The 20,117-nt window shown below is 52.8% G+C and carries 24 protein-coding genes; 12 read left to right on the top strand and 12 right to left on the bottom strand.

Annotation, left to right across the window (positions count from 1 at the left end; translation table 11 throughout):
• The first annotated feature begins 57 nt into the window (after positions 1-57).
• The 3 genes from ACOTX5_RS11305 to ACOTX5_RS11315 all read left to right on the top strand — a co-directional run bounded on the left by ACOTX5_RS11305 (position 58) and on the right by ACOTX5_RS11315 (position 1,948).
• On the top strand, positions 58-795 hold the full coding sequence (locus tag ACOTX5_RS11305) for a phosphatase (protein WP_003858061.1): 738 nt from the start codon (positions 58-60) through the stop codon (positions 793-795).
• Between the two features lie 19 nt (positions 796-814).
• Positions 815-1,369, top strand: coding sequence for a TorD/DmsD family molecular chaperone (locus ACOTX5_RS11310; RefSeq protein WP_045911604.1), 555 nt, complete (start codon positions 815-817; stop codon positions 1,367-1,369).
• A gap of 96 nt (positions 1,370-1,465) precedes the next feature.
• Positions 1,466-1,948: a DUF1097 domain-containing protein gene (locus ACOTX5_RS11315; RefSeq protein WP_072206705.1), complete on the top strand. Its 483-nt coding sequence runs from the start codon at positions 1,466-1,468 to the stop codon at positions 1,946-1,948.
• A gap of 43 nt (positions 1,949-1,991) precedes the next feature.
• On the opposite strand, the gene csgG is transcribed toward ACOTX5_RS11315, so the two are convergent.
• From csgG to csgD, 4 genes are read right to left on the bottom strand one after another with little or no spacing between them, the layout of a single operon-like run.
• Positions 1,992-2,825: a curli production assembly/transport protein CsgG gene (gene csgG, locus ACOTX5_RS11320; protein ID WP_003858055.1), complete on the bottom strand. Its 834-nt coding sequence runs from the start codon at positions 2,823-2,825 to the stop codon at positions 1,992-1,994.
• 26 nt (positions 2,826-2,851) lie between these two features.
• Positions 2,852-3,268, bottom strand: coding sequence for a curli production assembly/transport protein CsgF (gene csgF, locus ACOTX5_RS11325; RefSeq protein WP_003858054.1), 417 nt, complete (start codon positions 3,266-3,268; stop codon positions 2,852-2,854).
• Positions 3,269-3,294: 26 nt separating this feature from the next.
• Entirely contained in the window at positions 3,295-3,684 is a 390-nt protein-coding gene (csgE, locus tag ACOTX5_RS11330) for a curli production assembly/transport protein CsgE (RefSeq protein WP_003858052.1), read from the bottom strand.
• 4 nt (positions 3,685-3,688) lie between these two features.
• Positions 3,689-4,339 carry a biofilm master transcriptional regulator CsgD gene (gene csgD, locus ACOTX5_RS11335; RefSeq protein WP_045911606.1) on the bottom strand — a complete coding sequence of 217 codons (651 nt, stop codon included), beginning with the start codon at positions 4,337-4,339 and terminating at the stop codon, positions 3,689-3,691.
• Positions 4,340-5,082: 743 nt separating this feature from the next.
• Here csgD and csgB point away from each other — a divergent pair.
• The 5 genes from csgB to ymdB all read left to right on the top strand — a co-directional run bounded on the left by csgB (position 5,083) and on the right by ymdB (position 7,513).
• Positions 5,083-5,538: a curli minor subunit CsgB gene (csgB, locus tag ACOTX5_RS11340; RefSeq protein ID WP_045911607.1), complete on the top strand. Its 456-nt coding sequence runs from the start codon at positions 5,083-5,085 to the stop codon at positions 5,536-5,538.
• 39 nt (positions 5,539-5,577) lie between these two features.
• Positions 5,578-6,033 (top strand): curli major subunit CsgA, encoded by a 456-nt coding sequence (gene csgA / locus ACOTX5_RS11345; protein WP_003858043.1) that lies wholly within the window; start codon positions 5,578-5,580, stop codon positions 6,031-6,033.
• 56 nt (positions 6,034-6,089) lie between these two features.
• Complete coding sequence (gene csgC, locus ACOTX5_RS11350; RefSeq protein WP_017384752.1) at positions 6,090-6,422, top strand: curli assembly chaperone CsgC; 333 nt, start codon at positions 6,090-6,092, stop codon at positions 6,420-6,422.
• A 153-nt stretch (positions 6,423-6,575) separates the two neighbouring features.
• Entirely contained in the window at positions 6,576-6,896 is a 321-nt protein-coding gene (locus tag ACOTX5_RS11355; RefSeq protein ID WP_017384751.1) for a type 1 fimbrial protein, read from the top strand.
• Positions 6,897-6,976: 80 nt separating this feature from the next.
• Complete coding sequence (ymdB, locus tag ACOTX5_RS11360; RefSeq protein ID WP_015570849.1) at positions 6,977-7,513, top strand: O-acetyl-ADP-ribose deacetylase; 537 nt, start codon at positions 6,977-6,979, stop codon at positions 7,511-7,513.
• A 41-nt stretch (positions 7,514-7,554) separates the two neighbouring features.
• Here the strand turns inward: ymdB and mdoC are convergent, their stop codons facing one another.
• Positions 7,555-8,694, bottom strand: coding sequence for a glucans biosynthesis protein MdoC (gene mdoC / locus ACOTX5_RS11365; RefSeq protein WP_017384749.1), 1,140 nt, complete (start codon positions 8,692-8,694; stop codon positions 7,555-7,557).
• Between the two features lie 255 nt (positions 8,695-8,949).
• On the opposite strand from mdoC, the gene mdoG reads away from it, so the two are divergent.
• The 3 genes from mdoG to ACOTX5_RS11380 all read left to right on the top strand — a co-directional run bounded on the left by mdoG (position 8,950) and on the right by ACOTX5_RS11380 (position 13,336).
• The gene (gene mdoG, locus ACOTX5_RS11370; RefSeq protein ID WP_015570847.1) at positions 8,950-10,503 is read left to right on the top strand and encodes a glucans biosynthesis protein MdoG; all 1,554 of its coding nucleotides are present in this window, start codon (positions 8,950-8,952) and stop codon (positions 10,501-10,503) included.
• On the top strand, positions 10,496-13,024 hold the full coding sequence (mdoH, locus tag ACOTX5_RS11375; protein WP_003858032.1) for a glucans biosynthesis glucosyltransferase MdoH: 2,529 nt from the start codon (positions 10,496-10,498) through the stop codon (positions 13,022-13,024). The genes mdoG and mdoH overlap by 8 nt, the downstream gene beginning before the upstream one ends.
• Positions 13,025-13,108: 84 nt before the next feature.
• Positions 13,109-13,336 (top strand): YceK/YidQ family lipoprotein, encoded by a 228-nt coding sequence (locus tag ACOTX5_RS11380; RefSeq protein ID WP_003858030.1) that lies wholly within the window; start codon positions 13,109-13,111, stop codon positions 13,334-13,336.
• A gap of 7 nt (positions 13,337-13,343) precedes the next feature.
• On the opposite strand, the gene ACOTX5_RS11385 is transcribed toward ACOTX5_RS11380, so the two are convergent.
• The 3 genes from ACOTX5_RS11385 to ACOTX5_RS11395 all read right to left on the bottom strand — a co-directional run bounded on the left by ACOTX5_RS11385 (position 13,344) and on the right by ACOTX5_RS11395 (position 16,101).
• Positions 13,344-13,718, bottom strand: a complete 375-nt coding sequence (locus ACOTX5_RS11385; protein ID WP_015570844.1) for a MysB family protein — start codon at positions 13,716-13,718, stop codon at positions 13,344-13,346.
• A gap of 79 nt (positions 13,719-13,797) precedes the next feature.
• A complete protein-coding gene (gene mdtG, locus ACOTX5_RS11390) occupies positions 13,798-15,033 on the bottom strand; it encodes a multidrug efflux MFS transporter MdtG (protein ID WP_234101232.1) in 1,236 nt (411 codons plus the stop codon).
• Between the two features lie 141 nt (positions 15,034-15,174).
• Entirely contained in the window at positions 15,175-16,101 is a 927-nt protein-coding gene (locus ACOTX5_RS11395) for a Kdo(2)-lipid IV(A) acyltransferase (RefSeq protein ID WP_045911608.1), read from the bottom strand.
• Between the two features lie 218 nt (positions 16,102-16,319).
• On the opposite strand from ACOTX5_RS11395, the gene ACOTX5_RS11400 reads away from it, so the two are divergent.
• Positions 16,320-17,369, top strand: coding sequence for a rhodanese-related sulfurtransferase (locus tag ACOTX5_RS11400; protein WP_017384745.1), 1,050 nt, complete (start codon positions 16,320-16,322; stop codon positions 17,367-17,369).
• A gap of 38 nt (positions 17,370-17,407) precedes the next feature.
• Here the strand turns inward: ACOTX5_RS11400 and ACOTX5_RS11405 are convergent, their stop codons facing one another.
• The 4 genes from ACOTX5_RS11405 to solA all read right to left on the bottom strand — a co-directional run bounded on the left by ACOTX5_RS11405 (position 17,408) and on the right by solA (position 20,063).
• Entirely contained in the window at positions 17,408-17,986 is a 579-nt protein-coding gene (locus ACOTX5_RS11405; protein ID WP_017384744.1) for a YceI family protein, read from the bottom strand.
• 1 nt (position 17,987) lies between these two features.
• On the bottom strand, positions 17,988-18,554 hold the full coding sequence (locus tag ACOTX5_RS11410; protein ID WP_017384743.1) for a cytochrome b: 567 nt from the start codon (positions 18,552-18,554) through the stop codon (positions 17,988-17,990).
• A 226-nt stretch (positions 18,555-18,780) separates the two neighbouring features.
• Positions 18,781-18,894 carry a YceO family protein gene (locus ACOTX5_RS11415; protein WP_003858014.1) on the bottom strand — a complete coding sequence of 38 codons (114 nt, stop codon included), beginning with the start codon at positions 18,892-18,894 and terminating at the stop codon, positions 18,781-18,783.
• A gap of 50 nt (positions 18,895-18,944) precedes the next feature.
• Positions 18,945-20,063, bottom strand: a complete 1,119-nt coding sequence (gene solA, locus ACOTX5_RS11420) for an N-methyl-L-tryptophan oxidase (protein ID WP_045911609.1) — start codon at positions 20,061-20,063, stop codon at positions 18,945-18,947.
• Between the last annotated feature and the right edge of the window lie 54 nt (positions 20,064-20,117).

Raw genomic sequence — 20,117 nt, forward strand, 5'->3', positions numbered from 1 at the left:
GCTAATATTCGCCGCTGATAACTGCTATCCTTTGGAAAAACCGCAGAGGAGAGAAAGATGTATCCCGTTGACCTGCATATGCACACCGTCGCCAGTACCCACGCTTACAGTAACCTCCATGATTATATCGCTCAGGCGAAGCTGAAAGGCATTAAACTGTTTGCGATAACCGATCACGGTCCGGATATGGCGGATGCGCCGCACTACTGGCATTTTGTGAATATGCGTATCTGGCCACGCCTGGTGGACGGTATCGGGATACTGCGCGGCATCGAAGCGAACATCAAAAATACTGACGGTGAGATTGACTGCACCGGCCCGATGCTGACCTCGTTAGATCTGATCCTCGCCGGCTTCCACGAGCCGGTCTTTGCGCCCCAGGATAAAGAGACCAACACCGCAGCGATGATTGCCACTATTGCCAGCGGCAACGTGCACATTATCAGCCACCCGGGAAATCCGAAATACCCGATTGATATTCAGGCCGTGGCGCAGGCGGCAGCGAAGCACCGCGTGGCGCTGGAGATTAACAACTCCTCCTTTGTTCACTCGCGTAAGGGCAGTGAAGCCAACTGCCGCGAAGTGGCGGCGGCCGTGCGTGACGCGGGCGGCATGGTGGCGCTGGGCTCTGATTCACACACGGCCTTCACGCTGGGTGATTTCAGCGAGTGCCTGAAAATATTGCGGGACGTGAATTTCCCGGAAGAACAGATCCTGAACGTCACGCCGCGTCGTATGCTCGACTTCCTTGAGTCGCGCGGCATGGCGCCGATTGATGAATTTGCCGATCTTTAATTAATAACGGAATAAAAACATGAATGAGTTTTCCATCCTTTGCCGCGTGCTGGGCACCTTATATTACCGCCAGCCGCAGGATCCGCTGCTGGTTCCGCTGTTTACCCTGATTCGTGAAGGTAAACTGGCGCAGAGCTGGCCGCTGGAACAGGATGAGTTGCTGGAACGCGTGCAAAAAAGCTGTGATATGCAGCAGATTTCAACGGATTACAACGCGCTGTTTGTGGGGGAAGAGTGTCGCGTGTCGCCGTATCGTTCTGCCTGGCAGGAAGGTGCGACCGAAGCGGAAGTTCGGACGTTTCTTTCAGAACGGGGCATGCCGCTGACGGATATGCCTGCCGATCATATCGGTACCCTGCTGCTGGCGGCCTCCTGGATTGAAGATAATGCAGGTGATGATGAGAACGAGGCGATTGAAACCCTGTTCGAAACGTATTTGCTTCCGTGGGTTGGCACCTTCCTGGGTAAAGTTGAAGCCCATGCCACCTCGCCGTTCTGGAGAGCGCTGGCTCCGCTGACGCGTGACGCCATCGCTGCCATGTGGGACGAGCTGGAAGAAGAGAACGAAGAGTGATTTGAATCACAAAAATCCTGCAACGATACATTTCAACTTGCACGTAATGTGCTTCTGATCTCATTTCTATGGTGCGCATCTGCTAAGATGCGCACCATGAACATACTACTTTGTATTGCAATCACGACTGGCATCCTCTCCGGCCTCTGGGGTTGGGTGGCTGTCTCTCTCGGCTTGTTGAGCTGGGCTGGTTTTCTTGGCTGCACGGCCTATTTCGCCTGCCCGCAGGGTGGTCTCAAAGGGCTCTTCATCTCCGGCTGTACTCTGATGAGCGGTGTGATTTGGGCGCTGGTCATTATGAAAGGCAGCGCGCTGGCGCCGCATGTGGAAATCCTGGGGTACGCCATCACCGGCATTGTGGCCTTCCTGATGTGCGTTCAGGCAAAACATCTGCTGTTGTCCTTTGTGCCCGGCACGTTCATGGGTGCCTGCGCGACCTTTGCGGGGCAGGGGGACTGGAAGCTGGTGGTCCCTTCGCTCATGCTGGGATTACTGTTTGGCTACGCCATGAAGAACAGCGGCCTCTGGCTTGCGGCCCGACGCGAGAAGAGCCGAAGCGTTCCTGCGGTAAGTAAATAAAAAAAGGCGAGACGGAAATCTCGCCTTTTTTATGCGCCGCCGATTATGACTCTGGCGGCACCGACATCTCTCGGTATTTCACCAGCACCGCATTACTCACGTCACTTTTATTCTGAAGATCCCACAAGCCGCGATCGATACCGTCATTAATCAGGAAAATCACGCCGGTTTCGATGGCCGACATCAGACACAGCATGACCGGCTCGTTAGAGGTATAGCCAATTTCACCCTCCAGCAGACGCTGGTAATCGATAAAGCGGAACACCCCGGCCTGCACTTCATAAGAGAGAATCGTTTTGCTGGTGGTCACGGAGGATAATATCTCACCCGTGCTCACGTTAACCACGCGCAGGTTGACGGCAATCTGATCCAGCTGATACTGCGTGTCGGCCCCGATGCCAAAGTAACGCGCACCCGCGCCGCCCGATTTCACGTTACTTTCGTAGCCGATAATCGAGCCTTCCACCATGATATTGGCTGCGGTGAGAGACTGTAGCGGCATGCGGTTATTGACGCCAACGGTACCATTCTCCTGCGCGGCACGAATGATTTTTCGTTCGTTAAGCAGGTTTTGCAGCCCCTGACGTTCCAGCGGGATAAACCAGCGAGAATCTTTCAGGGCGGTGACCAGCATCGCGGTGGCGCTCTGCGGTACGGCCGTCGAGAAGTTACTGGCCGGATACGGTTTGAACTGGCCCGTCTCATCCTGAATGTTATAGACCGAGACGAATATCTTCCCGGTAGGGACCGGCAGATGCGTCAGATCCCGGTAGCTCTGGGCACGAGGCATCAGGGTGGGTTTAGCGGCTTCTTTTGGCGGGGCAGTTAAACAACCGCTTAATAAGCACACTGCAACTAAAATAAAAAAGCGCTGCATAATAATTGTCCTTATTTCGGGGTTGTTTAGAAATCAGTTGAACTGGTCTGCAAACCGGAAACCTGGATTGTCGACGTTTTACCGGTTTTTCGGTCTGTCACATTTAACTGAAGCTGCCCGTCTTTATTGGCAATATCGACGATAAAGTCGTTAGTGACCATCCGGCCGGGTTTTCCGGTATTAATGTTGGTTAATAAGCCACCTAATATTTGCGACTGGATGGCCTGAGTGAAATTATCCAGGGCCGACGGGGTCTCGATACCGAAATCATCGTCATAGCTGGGGTCTTTATAGGAGTTTTGAGCCTGAGCCTGGTTAAGCATAAAGGCTCCGTTATTCGGGTTGCCGCCAAAATTAGGGTTGCGGAACTGGAATGTCATATTTCCGGCCCAGCTCAACGGCGCAATGAGCATTAACGAAATCACTGTGTGTGCGAGACGCATTACAGCCTCCGAAATAGGTGTCGTTGCTAGAACTCATCTTTTGCTAAATCGCCTGTGCTCAAAAGGGCTTTGTCTAACTGTAGGCGGTTAATAGCTTCTTCTGTTTGTGCCAGCGCGAAAGCGACGTTCTGATCGAAGTCTCTTTTCGTTGGGAATAAAAAAGTCTGGTAAATAACGTCCTGATTAGCGGTTATTGTGATCCAGCTTCCCCACCGCGCACTGGGCCGTTCGTTGATGGTTAAGTTACCCGGATAATCGCTTTCCCACTTATCGCTGAAGGCACGATAAAAATCGTGTCCGACAGAGGTGACGGTGTGGTCGGTCAACAGTCCGGGAACTTCCACCTCAACAGCCTGAAGGTTTCCGGCAGCAAGCATAATGCCTGCGGCGGCAATCCAACTTAGGGTGCGTTTCATGCTATTAACGCCTGAGGTTATCGTTTGCCCACGACACCGCCTGCGTGCGATTTTTAACAGCTATCTTTTTGAAAAGATTATAAAGATGCGTCTTAACCGTATTTTCGCTGATAAATAACGAACGGGCGATTTCAATATTTGAAGCACCAATACGCAGTTTGTTCAGGATCTCTTTCTCACGGTGCGTCAGAAGTGCAGATTCTGAACTGTTATAGCGATAATTTCCGGAGTGGGTAATGAGGTAGCTGGCCAGTTTTTGCGAGAAATAACACTCCCCCCGCAATATGCCCTGCAAACCCTCCACGACACGGTTTTCTTCTTCAGTGACGTAAAACACGCCGTTAATATGCGGCCAGCTCTCAATATCGCGGAAAGGATACTCATCAGGCGTATTTAATAACAATACGCGGATATTATTGTTTTTCCTGCTTAAATTATCCTGCCAGTAATGGACCAGTTTTTTATCCGCTTCCATCATATCGAGAAGAATGATGCTGCCAGGAGCGATATCATCAAAAGGACGTTGAATATTATGCAGTTTCCCGTTAAGCGAGAGGCATTGTTTTAAATGCTGCAATAACGCTGTCGCTTGTAGGGAAGGTTTTGTGATCAACAATAATGTATGACCGGGTAAGCTATGGACTTCATTAAACATGATGAAACCCCACGTTATTTATGACACCCGGCAGCTGCCCTCGTATTATTGAAAAGGGCACCAGAAGTACTGACAGGTGTGGCACTGCTGTGTGTAGTTAAAAAACCTTCCTCCAAAGGAGGCGGTAAAATTAAAAACAAATAACGTACTGCTGTTTTCAATCTAGCTATTGCAAACTTTAAAGCAAGTGTTAATCATGTAACAGAATGTAAAATTCGATATTAAGTTGTGTATTTTGCAGGGTGAATAGATTTTAAGATAAGGGGAAAGTTGTACAGGTGTATAAACGTGCACAGATTTTGAAAGTCATACAATATATTATAACGAATTGAATTATTGGGCTTTTAATTATTGTAAGCCAGCCGGTAAAAAGTATGAACTCAGCTAAAAAGTTAAGACTTCTCTAAGCTGGAAATTTTTCTTAAGAAAACTTGCTTCGTGTCACGCCCCTGGCAAAAGACATTGCCGTGTTTGTCTGTAGAAGCCGGTACAGGTTGGACAGCCTGTCTCGCTGTTGTCCAGGCGCTCAGACAAGAATTTATTTCTGCATTAGTGGTGTGTCGCGTCGTTTCAGGCGAGATTTACGACTTTGAGGTGAATGAGCATATAAAAATAAGGCACACGGGTGAGATATTAAATATGTTTCGGCAGACATACTCTTTTCCGTAACGCGGCGTTAACAAAACGAATCGCGTTAACGGGTAAAGACATACCTATTTTATAGCCAGGTCCAGGGTGACAGCATGAAAAACAAAATGTTGTTTATGATGTTTACATTACTGGGTGCGCCTGGGTTTGTAATCGCAGGTGATTCAGATTTAGCCAGTTCTGAATATAATTTTGCGATAAATGAATTAAGTAAAGCTTCATACAATCAGGCAGCCATTATTGGTCAACAGGGCTCAGGTAATAATGCTGATGTACGCCAGGGCGGTTCTAAATTGCTGTCCATTATTTCCCAGGAGGGCGGGAATAACCGCGCGCATGTTGATCAGTCAGGGACGTATAACCTTGCTTATATCGTTCAGACCGGTAACGGCAACGATGCGAGTATTAAGCAGGGCGCTTTTGGCAACACCGCCATGATTATCCAGAAAGGCTCGGGTAACAGGGCGAATATAACGCAGTATGGTACGCAGAAAACAGCAGTTGTAGTACAGAGACAGTCGCAAATGGCTATTCGCGTTATTCAACGCTAGCGATGTGTGACGCCTTAATCAATCCGATGGGGGTTTACCATGAAACTTTTCAAAGTGGCAGTTATTGCAGCAATCGTAGTTTCTGGCAGTGCTTTCGCAGGTGCGGTACCACAATTTGGCGGCGGCCACGGTGGTGGCTGGGGTGGCGGCAATAACGGCCCTGACTCAACCCTGAGCATTTACCAGTACGGCGGCGGTAACTCCGCGCTTGCTTTGCAGACGGACGCCCGAGATTCTGAATTGACCATTACCCAGCACGGTGGCGGTAACGGCGCAGATGTTGGTCAGGGCTCTGATGACAGTTCTATCGATCTGCTGCAAAAAGGCTTTGGTAACAGCGCCACCATCGACCAGTGGAATAGCAAAGACTCTGTTATCAACGTGAAACAGTTCGGCGGCGGCAACGGCGCGGCGGTAGACCAGACAGCGTCCGGCTCAACGGTGACTGTGCACCAGGTTGGCTTTGGCAACAACGCGACCGCACATCAGTACTGATTCAATTCTGTACCAAAAAACAGGGCATGTGCCCTGTTTTTTTTCGGGAGGATCTCATGAGCACCTTCATTCTCCTTGCTGCGCTTGCCAGCCAGATAACGTTCAGCACCTCACAGCAGGCAAATATGACAACCATTATTCCTCAGGTCACGCTGGCAGACGCCTGCGAATGTCAGGTTGAGGTGTTATCTGTCCGACAGGGGCAAGCGGGACAAAGTACATCGCGGCAGAAAAATACTCTTTTTATACCCGCTAATCAGCCGATTGATTTAACGCGAATCAGTTTAAATATTCGTTCAGGGGATGCGGTAAAAATAATCGTCACCGTTTCCGATGGAAAATCGCTTCATTTATCACAGCAGTGGAACGCACCGGTAAGTACGCTTTAATAATTCATGAAATCAATGATTTAATAAAGTGGCGGCGCTGCACAGGTAAGCTATGCTGATATCAAGAACCCAGTCATCGGGTTGCTTAAATTGATACGTCATAACGGAGCGTTTTTACCCCTCAAGGACGAATTTCATTGAGGAGTACAAATAATGTTCAAATCCGCAGCGTGTATTATTTCTGGTCTGGGACTGATCCTGTCCTCTTTTTTATCTCCGGCTTATTCAGCAACTATAGAAAATGGTGGGGTGATTCATTTTCGTGGCGCGGTGGTCGCTGACCCGTGCGAAGTCACGCCCCGGCATCAGCAGTTTGCGATCTCCTGTCCGGAAAATAACCGTATGAAAACGCATACCATCAGTTATGACGAGGCGCTCCGGGGCCATCATCCTCATTCAGCTCTGGCCGCTGTCAGCATGAAATACCTGAATGAACAGAAAACGCTTGCGGTCGTTCAGGTGGATTACCGCTAACCGACGTTTTTTTCACGGCAGTTTTTCTCCTTCTCCCTCTGCGATACACTGATGAAAAAGGCGGGTTGCAGAGGGTGTTTATGAGACCGCAAATCGACGTTATTCATGGCGATATCACGACGGTACACGTTGACGTGATCGTCAACGCAGCCAATTCCTCCCTGATGGGTGGGGGCGGGGTGGACGGTGCCATTCACCGGGCCGCAGGCCCTCAACTCCTTGAAGCATGCAAAACCGTGCGTCAGCAGCAGGGAGAGTGCCCGCCGGGGCATGCTGTTATTACGCTTGCAGGCGATCTCCCGGCCAAAGCGGTGATCCATACCGTTGGACCCGTCTGGCACGGTGGCGACCGCCATGAGGCTGAGATTCTTGAGCAGGCGTATCGTAACTGCCTGCGGCTTGCGGCGGATAACGGGTATAAGACCATGGCGTTCCCCGCCATTAGCACCGGGGTATACGGTTATCCAAAGGAAGCGGCAGCTACAATCGCCGTGAATACCGTTTATCACTACCTTTCCCTCAAACCCATGCCGGAAAAAGTCATTTTTGTCTGTTTCGATGAGCACACCGCCGACCTGTATCAGCGGATTTTGACCGCGCGCAGCCAGGCATTTTGATGTCTGAAGTGCAAAAACGGCGCCCTGGAGGCGCCGTTTTGTTATCCCGCTTTAACCTGAGGTTTGCCTGAGAACAGGAAACGCAAAAGCGGGATCCGCAGATGGATTTCATACAACACGATGGCAATGCCAACCACAAAGACCAGGCCGGTGAAGAAGCCCAGCGCATTCGAGGCGATATGCGGCGTAATGTACGCCCCGAAAAACAGCGTCAGCGGATGGTGAACCAGGTAGATAAACAGCGAAGCATTAACGAAATAGGTAACGCGGCTGGATTTAAAATTCAGCAGACGATGGCCAAGGGCGAACACTACGTTAACCATCCACAGGCCCATCAGCATCGTTATCACGCTCTCTGTCTCATACATCCACGCGTCCCCGCTGCCATAGCGCTGATTGAGAAGATAGGCGGCAAAGGCCAGCGCAGCACCCACCGCACACCAGGGGGAGGGGGTGGTAAACAGCGCTTTAAGCCGGGGATGAATAAATGCCAGCGCCCCAATCAGGAAGAAGGGAATGTAGAACAGGGTCTGCATCACCACGAAATTAAACAGCCCATCGCTCAGAATGGGAGGGTAGACAATGAGCAGGGTACGCCTGACGGCGGCATACGCGACCCCCAGCGCAAGAAACAGCAGAGATAGCTTGCCCAGGGTGATGTTGGCGAAGAAGGTCGAGGATGCGGTGCTCGCGCGCTGGCGCAGCTGGCTGAAGATCAACAAACTCACCGTGGTTAGCACCACCAGTACCAGCAGGAACCAGAGGTGGGAAATCAGCTCCCAGACCAGGGTGTTGTATTTCTCATAGAAGGAGAGATTCGGCCAGTTTTCCGCCTTGCCTTTAACATGCTGCAACATGATGAACTGCGGCAGCGTCAGCAGCGGAATGGCCGTCAACATCGGTATGCCCACGCGCTCCACGCGCACTTTCCACCATCGTTTGAGGGGATAGCGCAAGAAGAGCATGTAAGAGAAATAACCGGAAATGACAAAAAACACCTGCATGCGGAAGGCATGGATAAAATCATTAAACAGCGTCAGCCACCAGGAGGGCATCTGGCTGTTCACGTGCCAGGTGTGGCTGGAATAGATCAGTGAAATATGAAAAGGGATCCCCAATAGCATGAGCCATGCGCGGATCGAGTCGAGGAAATATTCACGTTGTACAGGGGTTGTGCTCATATAACTTTGCGCATTCTCAGACTTTTCGCCTTATCCCTAAGGCTCATAATGGTTACATTCGGAGCCAACCCTACACCAAGACCGACACCCTGTCTCCAGGATAAGCACGCAAAGTGAAAAGCGGGTTCTTTCATTTGCTTAATCCATGAGCCAGCGAGCTGAACAAAGCAGTGATAATGTTGTCGGATTGCCTGAGTTTCCATTAAAATGGATCGGATCGATATAAGCACACAAAGGGGGAAGTGCTTACTTATTATGAAACATAAACCACAAATGATGAAAATGCGTTGGTTGGGTGTAGCAGTGCTGTTGTCACTGTATACCTCATCTGCACTGGCCTTTAACATCGATGATGTCGCAAAACAGGCTAAATCGATGGCGGGCAAGAGCTACGAAGCGCCAAAAAGTAACCTGCCCTCCGTTTTCCGCGACATGAAATACGCGGACTATCAGCAGATCCAGTTCAATCACGATAAAGCGTACTGGAACAATATTAAAACCCCGTTCAAGCTTGAATTTTACCACCAGGGTATGTACTTCGACACGCCGGTTGCCATCAACGAAGTGACGGCGACCGCGGTACGCAAAATCAAGTACAGCCCGGATTATTTCAATTTTGGCGATGTGCAACACGATAAAGACACGGTGAAAGACCTCGGCTTCGCAGGCTTCAAGGTGCTTTACCCGATTAACAGCAAAGATAAAAACGACGAAATCGTCAGCATGCTTGGCGCCAGCTACTTCCGCGTGATTGGCGCGGGGCAGGTGTACGGGCTTTCTGCGCGCGGTCTGGCAATTGATACCGCGCTGCCATCAGGTGAAGAATTTCCACGTTTTCGCGAGTTCTGGATCGAACGTCCAAAACCAACCGACAAACGTCTGACAATTTATGCGCTGCTGGACTCCCCTCGTGCGACAGGCGCTTATCGCTTCGTGATCATGCCAGGGCGTGACACGGTGGTTGACGTACAGTCTAAAGTTTACCTGCGCGATAAAGTGGGCAAACTGGGCGTCGCGCCGCTGACCAGCATGTTCCTGTTCGGGCCGAACCAGCCCTCTCCGGCGACCAATTTCCGTCCTGAACTGCATGATTCCAACGGCCTCTCCATTCATGCGGGTAACGGCGAGTGGATCTGGCGTCCGCTGAACAACCCGAAACACCTCGCCGTCAGCAGCTTTGCGATGGAAAACCCGCAGGGCTTTGGTCTGCTGCAACGTGGCCGTCAGTTCTCCCGCTTTGAAGATCTGGATGACCGCTACGATCTGCGTCCAAGCGCCTGGGTTACGCCGAAAGGCGACTGGGGTAAAGGCAAGGTTGAGCTGGTTGAAATTCCAACTAACGATGAAACCAACGATAACATTGTGGCGTACTGGACACCGGATCAGCTGCCGGAAGCCGGTAAAGAGATGAACTTCAAGTATGCGATCACCTTCAGCCGTGACGAAGACAAACTGCACGCACCGGATAACGCGTATGTAATGCAGACGCGTCGTTCGACGGGTGACGTGAAGCAGTCCAACCTGATTCGTCAGCCGGATGGCACGCTGGCATTTATCGTGGACTTCACCGGGCAGGATATGAAAAAACTGGCCCCGGATACTGCCGTGACGGCACAGGCCAGCATTGGCGATAACGGTGAAATCGTTGAGAACGCCGTGCGTTACAACCCGGTCACCAAAGGGTGGCGTTTGACCCTGCGCGTGAAGGTGAAAGATCCGAAACAGACCACTGAAATGCGCGCCGCGCTGGTCAGTAACGATAAGCCGCTGAGTGAAACCTGGAGCTATCAGCTACCTGCCAATGAATAATACATCTGAATATATTGATGCCATGCCGCTGACGGACATTGAAAAAGCGGCACTCCCTGCGAGCGACATCCGCGCGGTTCACACCGCGCTGGATGGTGAACATCGTCACTTTTCCCGTGATGATGATACGCCGCTGGGGTCAGTGAAGGCACGTCTGGAGCAGGCATGGCCGGACTCGCTGGCAGAAGGGCAGCTAATCAAGGATGACGAAGGGCGTGACCAGCTACAGGCGATGCCGAAGGCCACGCGTTCCTCCATGTTCCCCGATCCGTGGCGCACCAACCCGGTGGGCCGCTTCTGGGATCGCCTGCGTGGGCGTGACGTGACGCCGCGCTATCTGTCACGTCTGACCAAAGAACAGCAGGCATCCGAGCAGAAATGGCGTACCGTGGGAACGATTCGTCGTTACATTCTGCTGCTGCTGACGCTGGCGCAGACGGTTGTCGCCACCTGGTACATGAAAACCATTCTGCCGTACCAGGGCTGGGCGTTGATTAACCCTGCTGACATGATTGGCCAGGATATCTGGGTCTCCTTCATGCAGCTGCTGCCGTATATTTTACAGAGCGGCATTCTTCTGCTGTTCGCGGTGCTGTTCTGTTGGGTCTCCGCCGGGTTCTGGACGGCGCTGATGGGCTTCCTGCAACTGCTGATGGGGCGTGACAAATACAGCATTTCCGCGTCGACGGTCGGGGATGAGCCCCTCAATCCTGAGCACCGTACCGCGCTGATCATGCCTATCTGTAACGAAGACGTTGACCGCGTATTCGCCGGGCTGCGTGCTACCTGGGAGTCCGTGAAGGCGACCGGTAACGCGGCGCATTTCGACGTCTATATCCTGAGCGACAGCTACAATCCGGATATCTGCGTGGCGGAGCAAAAAGCCTGGATGGAGCTGATTGCCGAGGTGCAGGGCGAAGGGCAGATCTTCTACCGTCGTCGTCGTCGTCGTGTTAAGCGTAAGAGCGGAAACATTGATGACTTCTGTCGTCGCTGGGGTAACCAGTACAGCTACATGGTGGTACTGGATGCAGACTCCGTGATGAGCGGCGACTGCCTGAGCGGGCTGGTCCGTCTGATGGAAGCCAACCCGAACGCGGGAATTATTCAGTCCTCGCCAAAAGCGTCCGGTATGGACACGCTGTATGCGCGCTGCCAGCAGTTTGCGACCCGCGTCTACGGGCCGCTGTTTACTGCCGGTCTGCACTTCTGGCAGCTGGGTGAATCCCACTACTGGGGCCACAACGCCATTATCCGCGTGAAGCCATTCATCGAGCACTGCGCCCTGGCGCCGCTGCCGGGTGAAGGGTCGTTTGCCGGGTCCATTCTGTCGCATGACTTTGTGGAAGCCGCGCTGATGCGTCGTGCAGGGTGGGGAGTCTGGATTGCCTACGATCTGCCTGGCTCGTATGAAGAGCTGCCGCCGAACCTGCTGGATGAGCTCAAACGCGACCGCCGCTGGTGTCACGGTAACCTGATGAACTTCCGCCTGTTCCTGGTGAAAGGGATGCACCCTGTTCACCGTGCGGTGTTCCTGACGGGCGTTATGTCCTATCTGTCTGCGCCGCTGTGGTTTATGTTCCTGGCGCTCTCAACCGCGTTGCAGGTTGTGCATGCCCTGACGGAGCCGCAGTATTTCCTGCAACCGCGCCAGCTGTTCCCGGTGTGGCCGCAGTGGCGTCCGGAGCTTGCGATCGCGCTGTTCGCGTCGACCATGGTGCTGCTGTTCCTGCCTAAGCTGCTCAGTATCATTCTGATCTGGTGCAAAGGTTCGAAGGAGTACGGTGGTTTCTGCCGCGTGACCCTTTCACTGCTGCTGGAAGTGCTGTTCTCGGTCCTGCTGGCGCCGGTGCGTATGCTGTTCCATACGGTGTTTGTGGTGAGCGCGTTCCTGGGATGGGAAGTGGTGTGGAATTCACCGCAGCGTGACGATGACTCTACGCCGTGGAGTGAAGCCTTTATGCGCCACGGCTCTCAGCTGCTGCTGGGCCTGGTGTGGGCCGTTGGTATGGCCTGGCTGGATCTGCGTTTCCTGTTCTGGCTTGCGCCGATTGTATTCTCGCTGATCCTGTCGCCGTTTGTATCGGTGATCTCCAGCCGTTCCACGGTGGGCCTGCGTACCAAACGCTGGAAGCTGTTCCTGATCCCGGAAGAGTATTCTCCGCCGCAGGTGCTGGTGGATACCGATACCTATCTGGAGCAGAACCGCAAACGCACGCTGGATGATGGCTTTATGCATGCCGTGTTTAACCCGTCATTCAACGCGCTGGCAACCGCGATGGCGACGGCGCGTCACCGCGCCAGCCAGGTGCTGGAGATCGCCCGCGATCGCCACGTTGAGCAGGCGCTGAACGAGACGCCAGAAAAGCTTAACCGCGACCGTCGTCTGGTGTTGTTGAGCGATCCGGTGACGATGGCACGGCTTCACTACCGCGTGTGGTCCTCTCCGGAGAGATACTCTTCGTGGGTGAACTACTACAAGGACGTGAAGCTCAATCCGCTGGCCCTGAAGGCGAAGTAAGTTGTTAAGTAGGGCGGGTAAGCGAAGCGCCACCCGCCAAATAAAATACCGGCTTAATCGCCGGTATTTTTTTAGAGGTCAGAAATGAAAGTAATCATTGTCGTCATGATGGCATGCCTGCTCAGCGGTTGCGGCAGCATTATCAGCCGCACCATCCCCGGGCAGGGCCACGGGAATCAGTACTACCCCGGCGTACAGTGGGATGTCCGTGATTCCGCATGGCGCTATCTCACCGTGCTCGATCTGCCGTTTTCTCTGATTTTCGACACGCTACTGCTGCCCATCGATGCCAGCCACGGCCCCTACGAGTAGCGGTGACTTATCGCTCGTCCCATTCGTCCGCTGCGGCCTGACCCTCTTCGGTATCCAGCGGCGGTTCGAGCTGAAACTCACCTTCGTCCCATTCGTGCAGCGTATTTTCTTCCAGCCACTCCTGACGTAACTCAATTTCGTCATAGTCGCCGTCGAATACCGCCTGCGCACCTTCACCACTGAGTATCGGCAGACATTCACCATCTTCACCTTCATCAGCAAAGAATTCGGCCTGCCACATAATATCGCCGTCCTGTAGGACGTATTTTTGGATATTGAGTTGTTGCACGTCAGCATCTTCTTCCTCAACGCCGGGATTATCGGCGAGGAACTCTTCGCGAGCGGCATCAATTGCTTCTTCCAGCGTGGCGTACATGGTCATTGGTGTCTCCCTGTTTTTCGTGAAGGTATTCAGGGAAAGAATAGCTGATTATGTGATTTTGCAAGTATGAATGCGAAAATTAGCCGTCACGATGTGGTCTTATTCGCGCCGGGCGTAGCGCCCGGGATAAGCTGAGCCACGAATAAACGGCGTTGAACAGCACGACGCCTGCCGTCACGATAAAGACCGCCCGGAAACCGAAGCTGGCCGAAATCCCCGCGCCAACCAGCGGTCCGGTGACGTTACCCAGATCGCGAAACGACTGGTTATAGCTGAAAATACGACCGGCTATCTGGTTGGTGGAGTTATAGACCAGCAGCGTCTGTACAGCCGGGAGTAGCGCACCATCCGCAGCCCCCAGCAGGAAGCGCAGGACGCCGAGCTGACACGGAGACTGCACCAACGCCATGGGGATCAGCAGCAGGACGGAGACGATCAGGGCGCAGATCAGGATCTTTTCCGGGCCGATACGGTCTCCCAGCTTGCCGAGCCTCGGCGCGCTCAGTAGCGCCGCCACGCCGGGAACAGAGGCGATTAGGCCGCTGATAAAGGCGATATTGCTGACGTTTCCCGCCAGGTCGCGTACGTAGAGCGTCAGTATAGGCGCGATTGAACCGGTGGCCACCTGGATAATCATGGTAGTTACAAACAGGCTCAGCACCAGCTTTGGGTTTTTCAGCGAGGCCAGCACATCCCGGGCGTGCAGCATCTCTTTTTTGGCCACGGGCGTGAAATTCTCGCGGATACAGATAAGCGTCACCAGGAAGCAGAGGAACAGCACGCTGGCGGTAATGAAGAATACCGGCCGCAGTCCGTAGTGGTCGGCCAGCAGCCCGCCCGCCAGTGGGCCCAGCAGTGCGCCGCTTACGCCGCCAGTGGATAGCGTGCCCAACGCCCAGCCGCTTTTCTGGCGCGGGATTTGGGTGGCGATCAGGGCGTTGGCGTTAGGGATAAATCCCCCGAGCAGGCCCAGAAGCGCGCGTAGTATCAGGAACTGCCAGACATTCTGCGCCACCCCCATCAGCAGCATAATGATCGCCATGCCGAGCGCGGAGCGCAGCAGCATAATTTTGCGGCCTTTGCGATCCGCCAGCCCACCCCAGAAAGGCGACGCAATGGCGGAGAACAGGAACGTAATGCTGAACACCAGGCCGGACCACATATTCAGGGCGCTATGTCCGGTGACGCCGAGCTGTTCAACGTAGAGGGGCAGGAAGGGCATCACCAGGCTAAAGGCGGCGCCAGTAAGAAAACAACCCAGCCACGCAACCGTCAGGTTACGTTTCCAGTTTATGGGAGCATCTGTGGGGGACATAACTATCCGCATAATGAGGTGCAGGGCACCGTGAACAGTGAGGTAATAAGCCTGCTAATTATGCGCCCGGGGTATGATTGCCGCAATGACGGGGAGCTTTTAAAGCTAAAACAACATGCGGCCCGGAAGGCCGCACGCAGGTTAATACCGGGAAGGGACGCCCTGAGGCCGAGTTTTAAAGCGGCGATGCAGCCACATGTACTGCTCCGGCGCGAGCATAATGCATTTCTCGACAACGCCGTTCATCCAGCGCGCGGTGGTTTCTGCATCAATCAGCGGCGGCGCGAGTTCCGGCTCCAGCATGATGAGCTGATAGCCTGAACCGTCTGGTTTACGGCGCGGCACAAACGGCACGATAGCCGCTTTGGACATCCGCGCCAGCATCCAGGTCCCGGTGGTCGTCGCTGCATCTTCCACCGCAAAGAACGGGACAAACACGCTGGATTGCGGGCCATAGTCATGATCCGGGGCATACCAGACCACTTCACCTGATTTCAGGGCGCGGATCATCCCTTTCAGGTCTTTGCGATCGATCATGCTTTTATTGGAGCGCATGCGTCCGTTGGTCTGGATCAAATCGATCACCGGATTATCGTTAGGACGATAAACGCCTATACCCGGCGCCTGCATGCCGAACATGCGCGCGCCAATTTCGAGCGTCAGGAAATGAACGCCAATCAGCAGGACGCCAGTCTGGTTAGCCTGAAGAGTATGCACCGGCTCCATGCCGGTCCCGGCCACTTCCGTCCAGCGCGCCATGCGTTTATCCGACCAGAACCAGGCCATACCGGTCTCCATCAGCCCCATGCCGACAGATTCGAAGTTTTTAACCACCATGCCGTGGCGCTCAGATTCACTCATCTGAGGAAAACAAAGCTCAAGGTTACGATACGCGATCCTGGCGCGACGCTTCATAAACTGCTGAGCAATGCGGCCCAGTCCTTTACCCATGCGGAAAATGACGGGATAAGGCAGCTGTACAATTAGCCACAACAAGCCAATGCCTGACCATGTTAACCAATAGCGGGGATGCAAAAGCGCGGCAGTAAATTTCGGTAACTGGGTCATGTCTGTCCTGTGTTCTAACGTCCTGAAAGGATATTGTCTCATTTTTTAAGGCATAGCCAAAATGTCTGTCATCGAAACATGAAAGAATATGCAAATGTTAAGTCTGATTAATCAGGTTGACTGAAATGTAGCGTAAATTGTGTGGATGTAAATTGTCTTTGTTTGCTATATCATGCCGACCGATTTTTAATTCTCAACGATTGCAGGACTTGTACACCATGCCAGTGTTACACAACCGCGTTTCGAATGAGATGTTGAAAGCGCGTATGTTGGCCGAAACCGAACCGCGCACAACGATCTCTTTCTATAAGTATTTCACCATCGATGATCCCCAGGCGACCCGCGATGCGCTTTACCAGGCTTTTACCGCCCTGAACGTGTTTGGTCGCGTCTATCTGGCGCGTGAGGGGATTAACGCGCAGATCAGCGTGCCGGAAAGCAAGGTCAGTGCTTTCCGCGACCTCCTTTACGGGTTTGATCCGGCGCTTAACGGCGTACGCCTGAACATTGCGCTGGATGATGACGGTAAATCATTCTGGGTGCTGCGCATGAAGGTGCGCGAGCGTATTGTGGCGGATGGCATTGACGATCCGAGCTTCAATGCTGCTAATGTGGGGGAGTACCTCAAGGCCGCTGAAGTGAACGCGATGCTCGACGATCCGGATGCGGTGTTCATTGATATGCGTAACCACTACGAATATGAAGTGGGGCACTTCGAGAATGCGATGGAAATTCCTGCCGACACCTTCCGCGAGCAACTGCCAAAAGCCGTTGAGATGATGCAGGAGCATAAAGACAAAAAGATCGTTATGTACTGCACCGGGGGGATCCGCTGTGAAAAAGCCAGCGCCTGGATGAAGCACAACGGGTTTAATAAAGTCTGGCACATTGAGGGTGGGATCATTGAGTATGCCCGTCGCGCCCGTGAGCAGGGTTTACCGGTGCGTTTTATCGGTAAGAACTTTGTGTTTGACGAGCGTATGGGCGAGCGAATTTCAGAGGACGTGATCGCGCACTGCCACCAGTGCGGTACGCCGTGCGATACGCATACCAACTGCAAAAACGACGGATGTCATCTGCTGTTTATTCAGTGCCCTGCATGTGCCGAGAAGTTTAATGGCTGCTGTAGCGAGCTGTGCAGTGAAGAGAGTATCTTGCCTGAAGAAGAGCAACGTCGTCGCCGTGCCGGACGCGAGAACGGGAATAAGATCTTTAATAAATCCCGGGGCCGACTGAATACCAAACTGGGTATTCCGGACCCGGAGTAAAACACTGCCCGGCGGCGCGAAAGCCTGCCGGGCCTGTTTTATGACTTCTGCTGAACGCCTTCCACCGAAATAATCAACTCAACATCCTGCGATGCCGGGCCTAAATCCGTGGTGATATTAAAATCTTTCAGATGAATTTTGCCTGCGGCTTCAAAGCCAGCACGTTTGCCACCCCACGGATCGTCGCCCTGTCCAATTAATTTGGCATCCAGTGTGACCGGTTTTGTTACGCCGTTCAGCGTCAGATTACCGGTAATAGCGAGCTTATCACCGTCTTTCTTCACCTCTGTCGACGCGAAAGTAGCTTGCGGGAATTTGCCCACGTTCAGAAATTCAGCGCTGCGCAGATGTTTATCACGCTCGGCGTGATTAGTGTCGACGCTGTTGGTATTAATGGTGACGTTCACTTTATCGGCAGCAGGGTTTTTCTCGTCGAAAGTAAATGTGCCATCGAAATCATTGAATGTGCCATATAACCAGCTGTAACCCAGATGCTGAATACGGAAATTGACAAAGGCATGCTGGCCCTCCTTATCAATTTTATAGTCAGCGGCAATGGCCGAACCGGTGGTAAATAGCAGCGAACCTAATGCGATACCCAACAGGCGTTTTTTCATTTTATGCTCCAGAGTCAACTGACGAACGGCCAAGCATGCGCTTCAGCGTATCGTCTTTATCAATAAAGTGATGTTTCAGGGCCGCAAGGCCATGCAGGACAGACAGGATCACCACGCTCCATGCCAGCCACAGATGAACCACACCTGCGGTGTCAGCCTGTGAACCGGCGTCAGCCAATGTGGCTGGGACGTCAAAAAGCCCAAACACGCTGATCGGTTTACCGTCTGCGGTCGAAATGAGATAGCCGCTGATCAGAATGGCGAACAGCAGGGCATAGAGTGCGATATGTGCGCCAACAGCGCTTATGCGGGTAAGTCGGCCATGGCTTTTGGGCGCTGGAGGGGGCGGAGAGATATGTCGCCAGATCACGCGAAAAACCAGACCCATCATCAGCAGAACCCCAATGCTTTTGTGCAATTCGGGGGCCTGATGATACCAACCGTCATAATAGCTTAATGTCACCATCCAGAGGCCGAGACCAAACATGGCATAAACGGCAAGTGCAAATAGCCAGTGTAAACACATGGATATTATTCCGTAGCGACGGGAGGAGTTACGCCATTGCATATGAATTTCCGTTCTCAAATGACTGAGCAATAAAAATGGACGGGTTAAATAAATAATGCAACTGAAAAAAATGAATAATGTTTTTTATTTAATTTATTTCAGCGAATTTGAATGTGTTTCCGCAATGTATTTCAATCGCTTCGTTCAATAAATTTGAGGTGACGTTTTTTAAAAAATATAAGTTAAATAAATTTAAAGGAGTGTCAATAAACGTCAGCGAGAATTTTCAGAAGAATACAATATAGATAACGTCAATGATCGCCAGCAGCGACCAAAGAACAATGTAGAGCATGAAATGCTCGCGGATGTTATTGATAAGGTAATTCACCAGTCTGCGCATCATGCCCCTCTCGCTAAACAGGCCCCGGTTATTCGGAGCCTGTAGAGGTATTATCGGTTAAAGCGCGAGAGCGCGAAGGGCTTGAGATCAAACGAAGGCGCGATCCCCTGCGCAAACTGGGCGGCGATTTCACCTAACACAGAGGCAAATTTAAACCCGTGACCGCTGAGCCCGGTTACGAGCAGGGTGTTATCGTGTCCCGGCAGGGTGTCGATGATAAAGTCTTCATCCGGGGTGTTGTCATAGGTGCACGCTGCGCCGTAAAGCAACCCGCCTACGCCCGGCAGGATATTACGCAGGAACGTGAAGGCTTCGGAACCATCCTGCGGATAAGCGCCGTACGGCTTGCGTTCTTCCGCAGAGGAAATTACCTGCCCGCCGTTATGTTTGCCAATCTTGAGCGCGTCTTTTTCCGAGGGGAAACCGTAGAACTGGTCGCCATTGGGTAACTCGCCTGTAAACGCCGGGAATTTGTTCTGGCTGCTGTAACGCCCGTCAGACTGGAACCAGGAGAAGACTTTTCGCACCGGCTGGATGGGCAGGTCCGGCAGCAGTTTCGTCACCCACGTTCCCGCACTCACCAGCAGACGCGTGGCGGTATATTCACCTTCAGAGGTGGTGACGGTTGAACCCTCTGCATGGTGGGTGATGCCCGTGACCGGACAGTTGAACAACTGCGCGCAGCCCGCTTTGGCGGCGAGATCAATCCAGGTCTTAATGGCCGTTTCGCTGTGCAGCACGCCAGAGTTGGCTTCAAACAACCCAATGTAGTCGTCAGGGACAGAAATTTCCGGCCAGCGCGCCATGATGCCGTTTGCATCCAGACGCTCGACGTCCAGGCGGTAGGCTTTCGCGCTCTCCTCGACGGTCGCCAGAAACGTGGAGCTGGCTGGCCCCAGGTTAACGACCCCGGTGCGCTCAAAAATGCGATCTTCGGTGAGTGTGGCCAGCTCATCCCACAGCGTCTGAGCCCGAAGCACCAGCGGTACATAACGTTCACCTTCGCCGTAAGCGTGACGGATCAGACGGGTATCGCCGTGATGGCTTCCTTCAGAGTGGGGGGGAAGGTGGGCGTCAATCATCAGCACTTTCAGACCCGCCTGCGTGGCGTAATAACCGGCGGCAGATCCTACGGAGCCGCTTCCGATAATGATTAAATCGTATTTCATAGGCTTCTCTTTACTAACGCTTTGTTAGCAGAGTAATTAACTAAGTGGGCTTAT

Origin of the sequence: Enterobacter cloacae complex sp. IR5441, from assembly GCF_049238215.1 — a bacterium.
Taxonomy (GTDB): domain Bacteria; phylum Pseudomonadota; class Gammaproteobacteria; order Enterobacterales; family Enterobacteriaceae; genus Enterobacter; species Enterobacter hormaechei_C.

Coding starts and splice junctions, on each gene's coding strand:
- csgA (WP_003858043.1), top strand. CDS start 5,578: ATGAAACTTTTCAAAGTGGCAGTTATTGCAGCAATCGTAGTTTCTGGC.
- mdoH (WP_003858032.1), top strand. CDS start 10,496: ATGAATAATACATCTGAATATATTGATGCCATGCCGCTGACGGACATT.
- ACOTX5_RS11355 (WP_017384751.1), top strand. CDS start 6,576: ATGTTCAAATCCGCAGCGTGTATTATTTCTGGTCTGGGACTGATCCTG.
- ACOTX5_RS11310 (WP_045911604.1), top strand. CDS start 815: ATGAATGAGTTTTCCATCCTTTGCCGCGTGCTGGGCACCTTATATTAC.
- ACOTX5_RS11395 (WP_045911608.1), bottom strand. CDS start 16,101: ATGACCCAGTTACCGAAATTTACTGCCGCGCTTTTGCATCCCCGCTAT.
- csgF (WP_003858054.1), bottom strand. CDS start 3,268: ATGCGTCTCGCACACACAGTGATTTCGTTAATGCTCATTGCGCCGTTG.
- csgC (WP_017384752.1), top strand. CDS start 6,090: ATGAGCACCTTCATTCTCCTTGCTGCGCTTGCCAGCCAGATAACGTTC.
- ACOTX5_RS11400 (WP_017384745.1), top strand. CDS start 16,320: ATGCCAGTGTTACACAACCGCGTTTCGAATGAGATGTTGAAAGCGCGT.
- ACOTX5_RS11410 (WP_017384743.1), bottom strand. CDS start 18,554: ATGCAATGGCGTAACTCCTCCCGTCGCTACGGAATAATATCCATGTGT.
- ACOTX5_RS11315 (WP_072206705.1), top strand. CDS start 1,466: ATGAACATACTACTTTGTATTGCAATCACGACTGGCATCCTCTCCGGC.
- ACOTX5_RS11385 (WP_015570844.1), bottom strand. CDS start 13,718: ATGACCATGTACGCCACGCTGGAAGAAGCAATTGATGCCGCTCGCGAA.
- ACOTX5_RS11380 (WP_003858030.1), top strand. CDS start 13,109: ATGAAAGTAATCATTGTCGTCATGATGGCATGCCTGCTCAGCGGTTGC.
- ymdB (WP_015570849.1), top strand. CDS start 6,977: ATGAGACCGCAAATCGACGTTATTCATGGCGATATCACGACGGTACAC.
- ACOTX5_RS11305 (WP_003858061.1), top strand. CDS start 58: ATGTATCCCGTTGACCTGCATATGCACACCGTCGCCAGTACCCACGCT.
- csgE (WP_003858052.1), bottom strand. CDS start 3,684: ATGAAACGCACCCTAAGTTGGATTGCCGCCGCAGGCATTATGCTTGCT.
- mdoC (WP_017384749.1), bottom strand. CDS start 8,694: ATGAGCACAACCCCTGTACAACGTGAATATTTCCTCGACTCGATCCGC.
- mdtG (WP_234101232.1), bottom strand. CDS start 15,033: ATGTCCCCCACAGATGCTCCCATAAACTGGAAACGTAACCTGACGGTT.
- mdoG (WP_015570847.1), top strand. CDS start 8,950: ATGAAACATAAACCACAAATGATGAAAATGCGTTGGTTGGGTGTAGCA.
- csgB (WP_045911607.1), top strand. CDS start 5,083: ATGAAAAACAAAATGTTGTTTATGATGTTTACATTACTGGGTGCGCCT.
- csgG (WP_003858055.1), bottom strand. CDS start 2,825: ATGCAGCGCTTTTTTATTTTAGTTGCAGTGTGCTTATTAAGCGGTTGT.
- ACOTX5_RS11405 (WP_017384744.1), bottom strand. CDS start 17,986: ATGAAAAAACGCCTGTTGGGTATCGCATTAGGTTCGCTGCTATTTACC.
- csgD (WP_045911606.1), bottom strand. CDS start 4,339: ATGTTTAATGAAGTCCATAGCTTACCCGGTCATACATTATTGTTGATC.
- solA (WP_045911609.1), bottom strand. CDS start 20,063: ATGAAATACGATTTAATCATTATCGGAAGCGGCTCCGTAGGATCTGCC.
- ACOTX5_RS11415 (WP_003858014.1), bottom strand. CDS start 18,894: ATGCGCAGACTGGTGAATTACCTTATCAATAACATCCGCGAGCATTTC.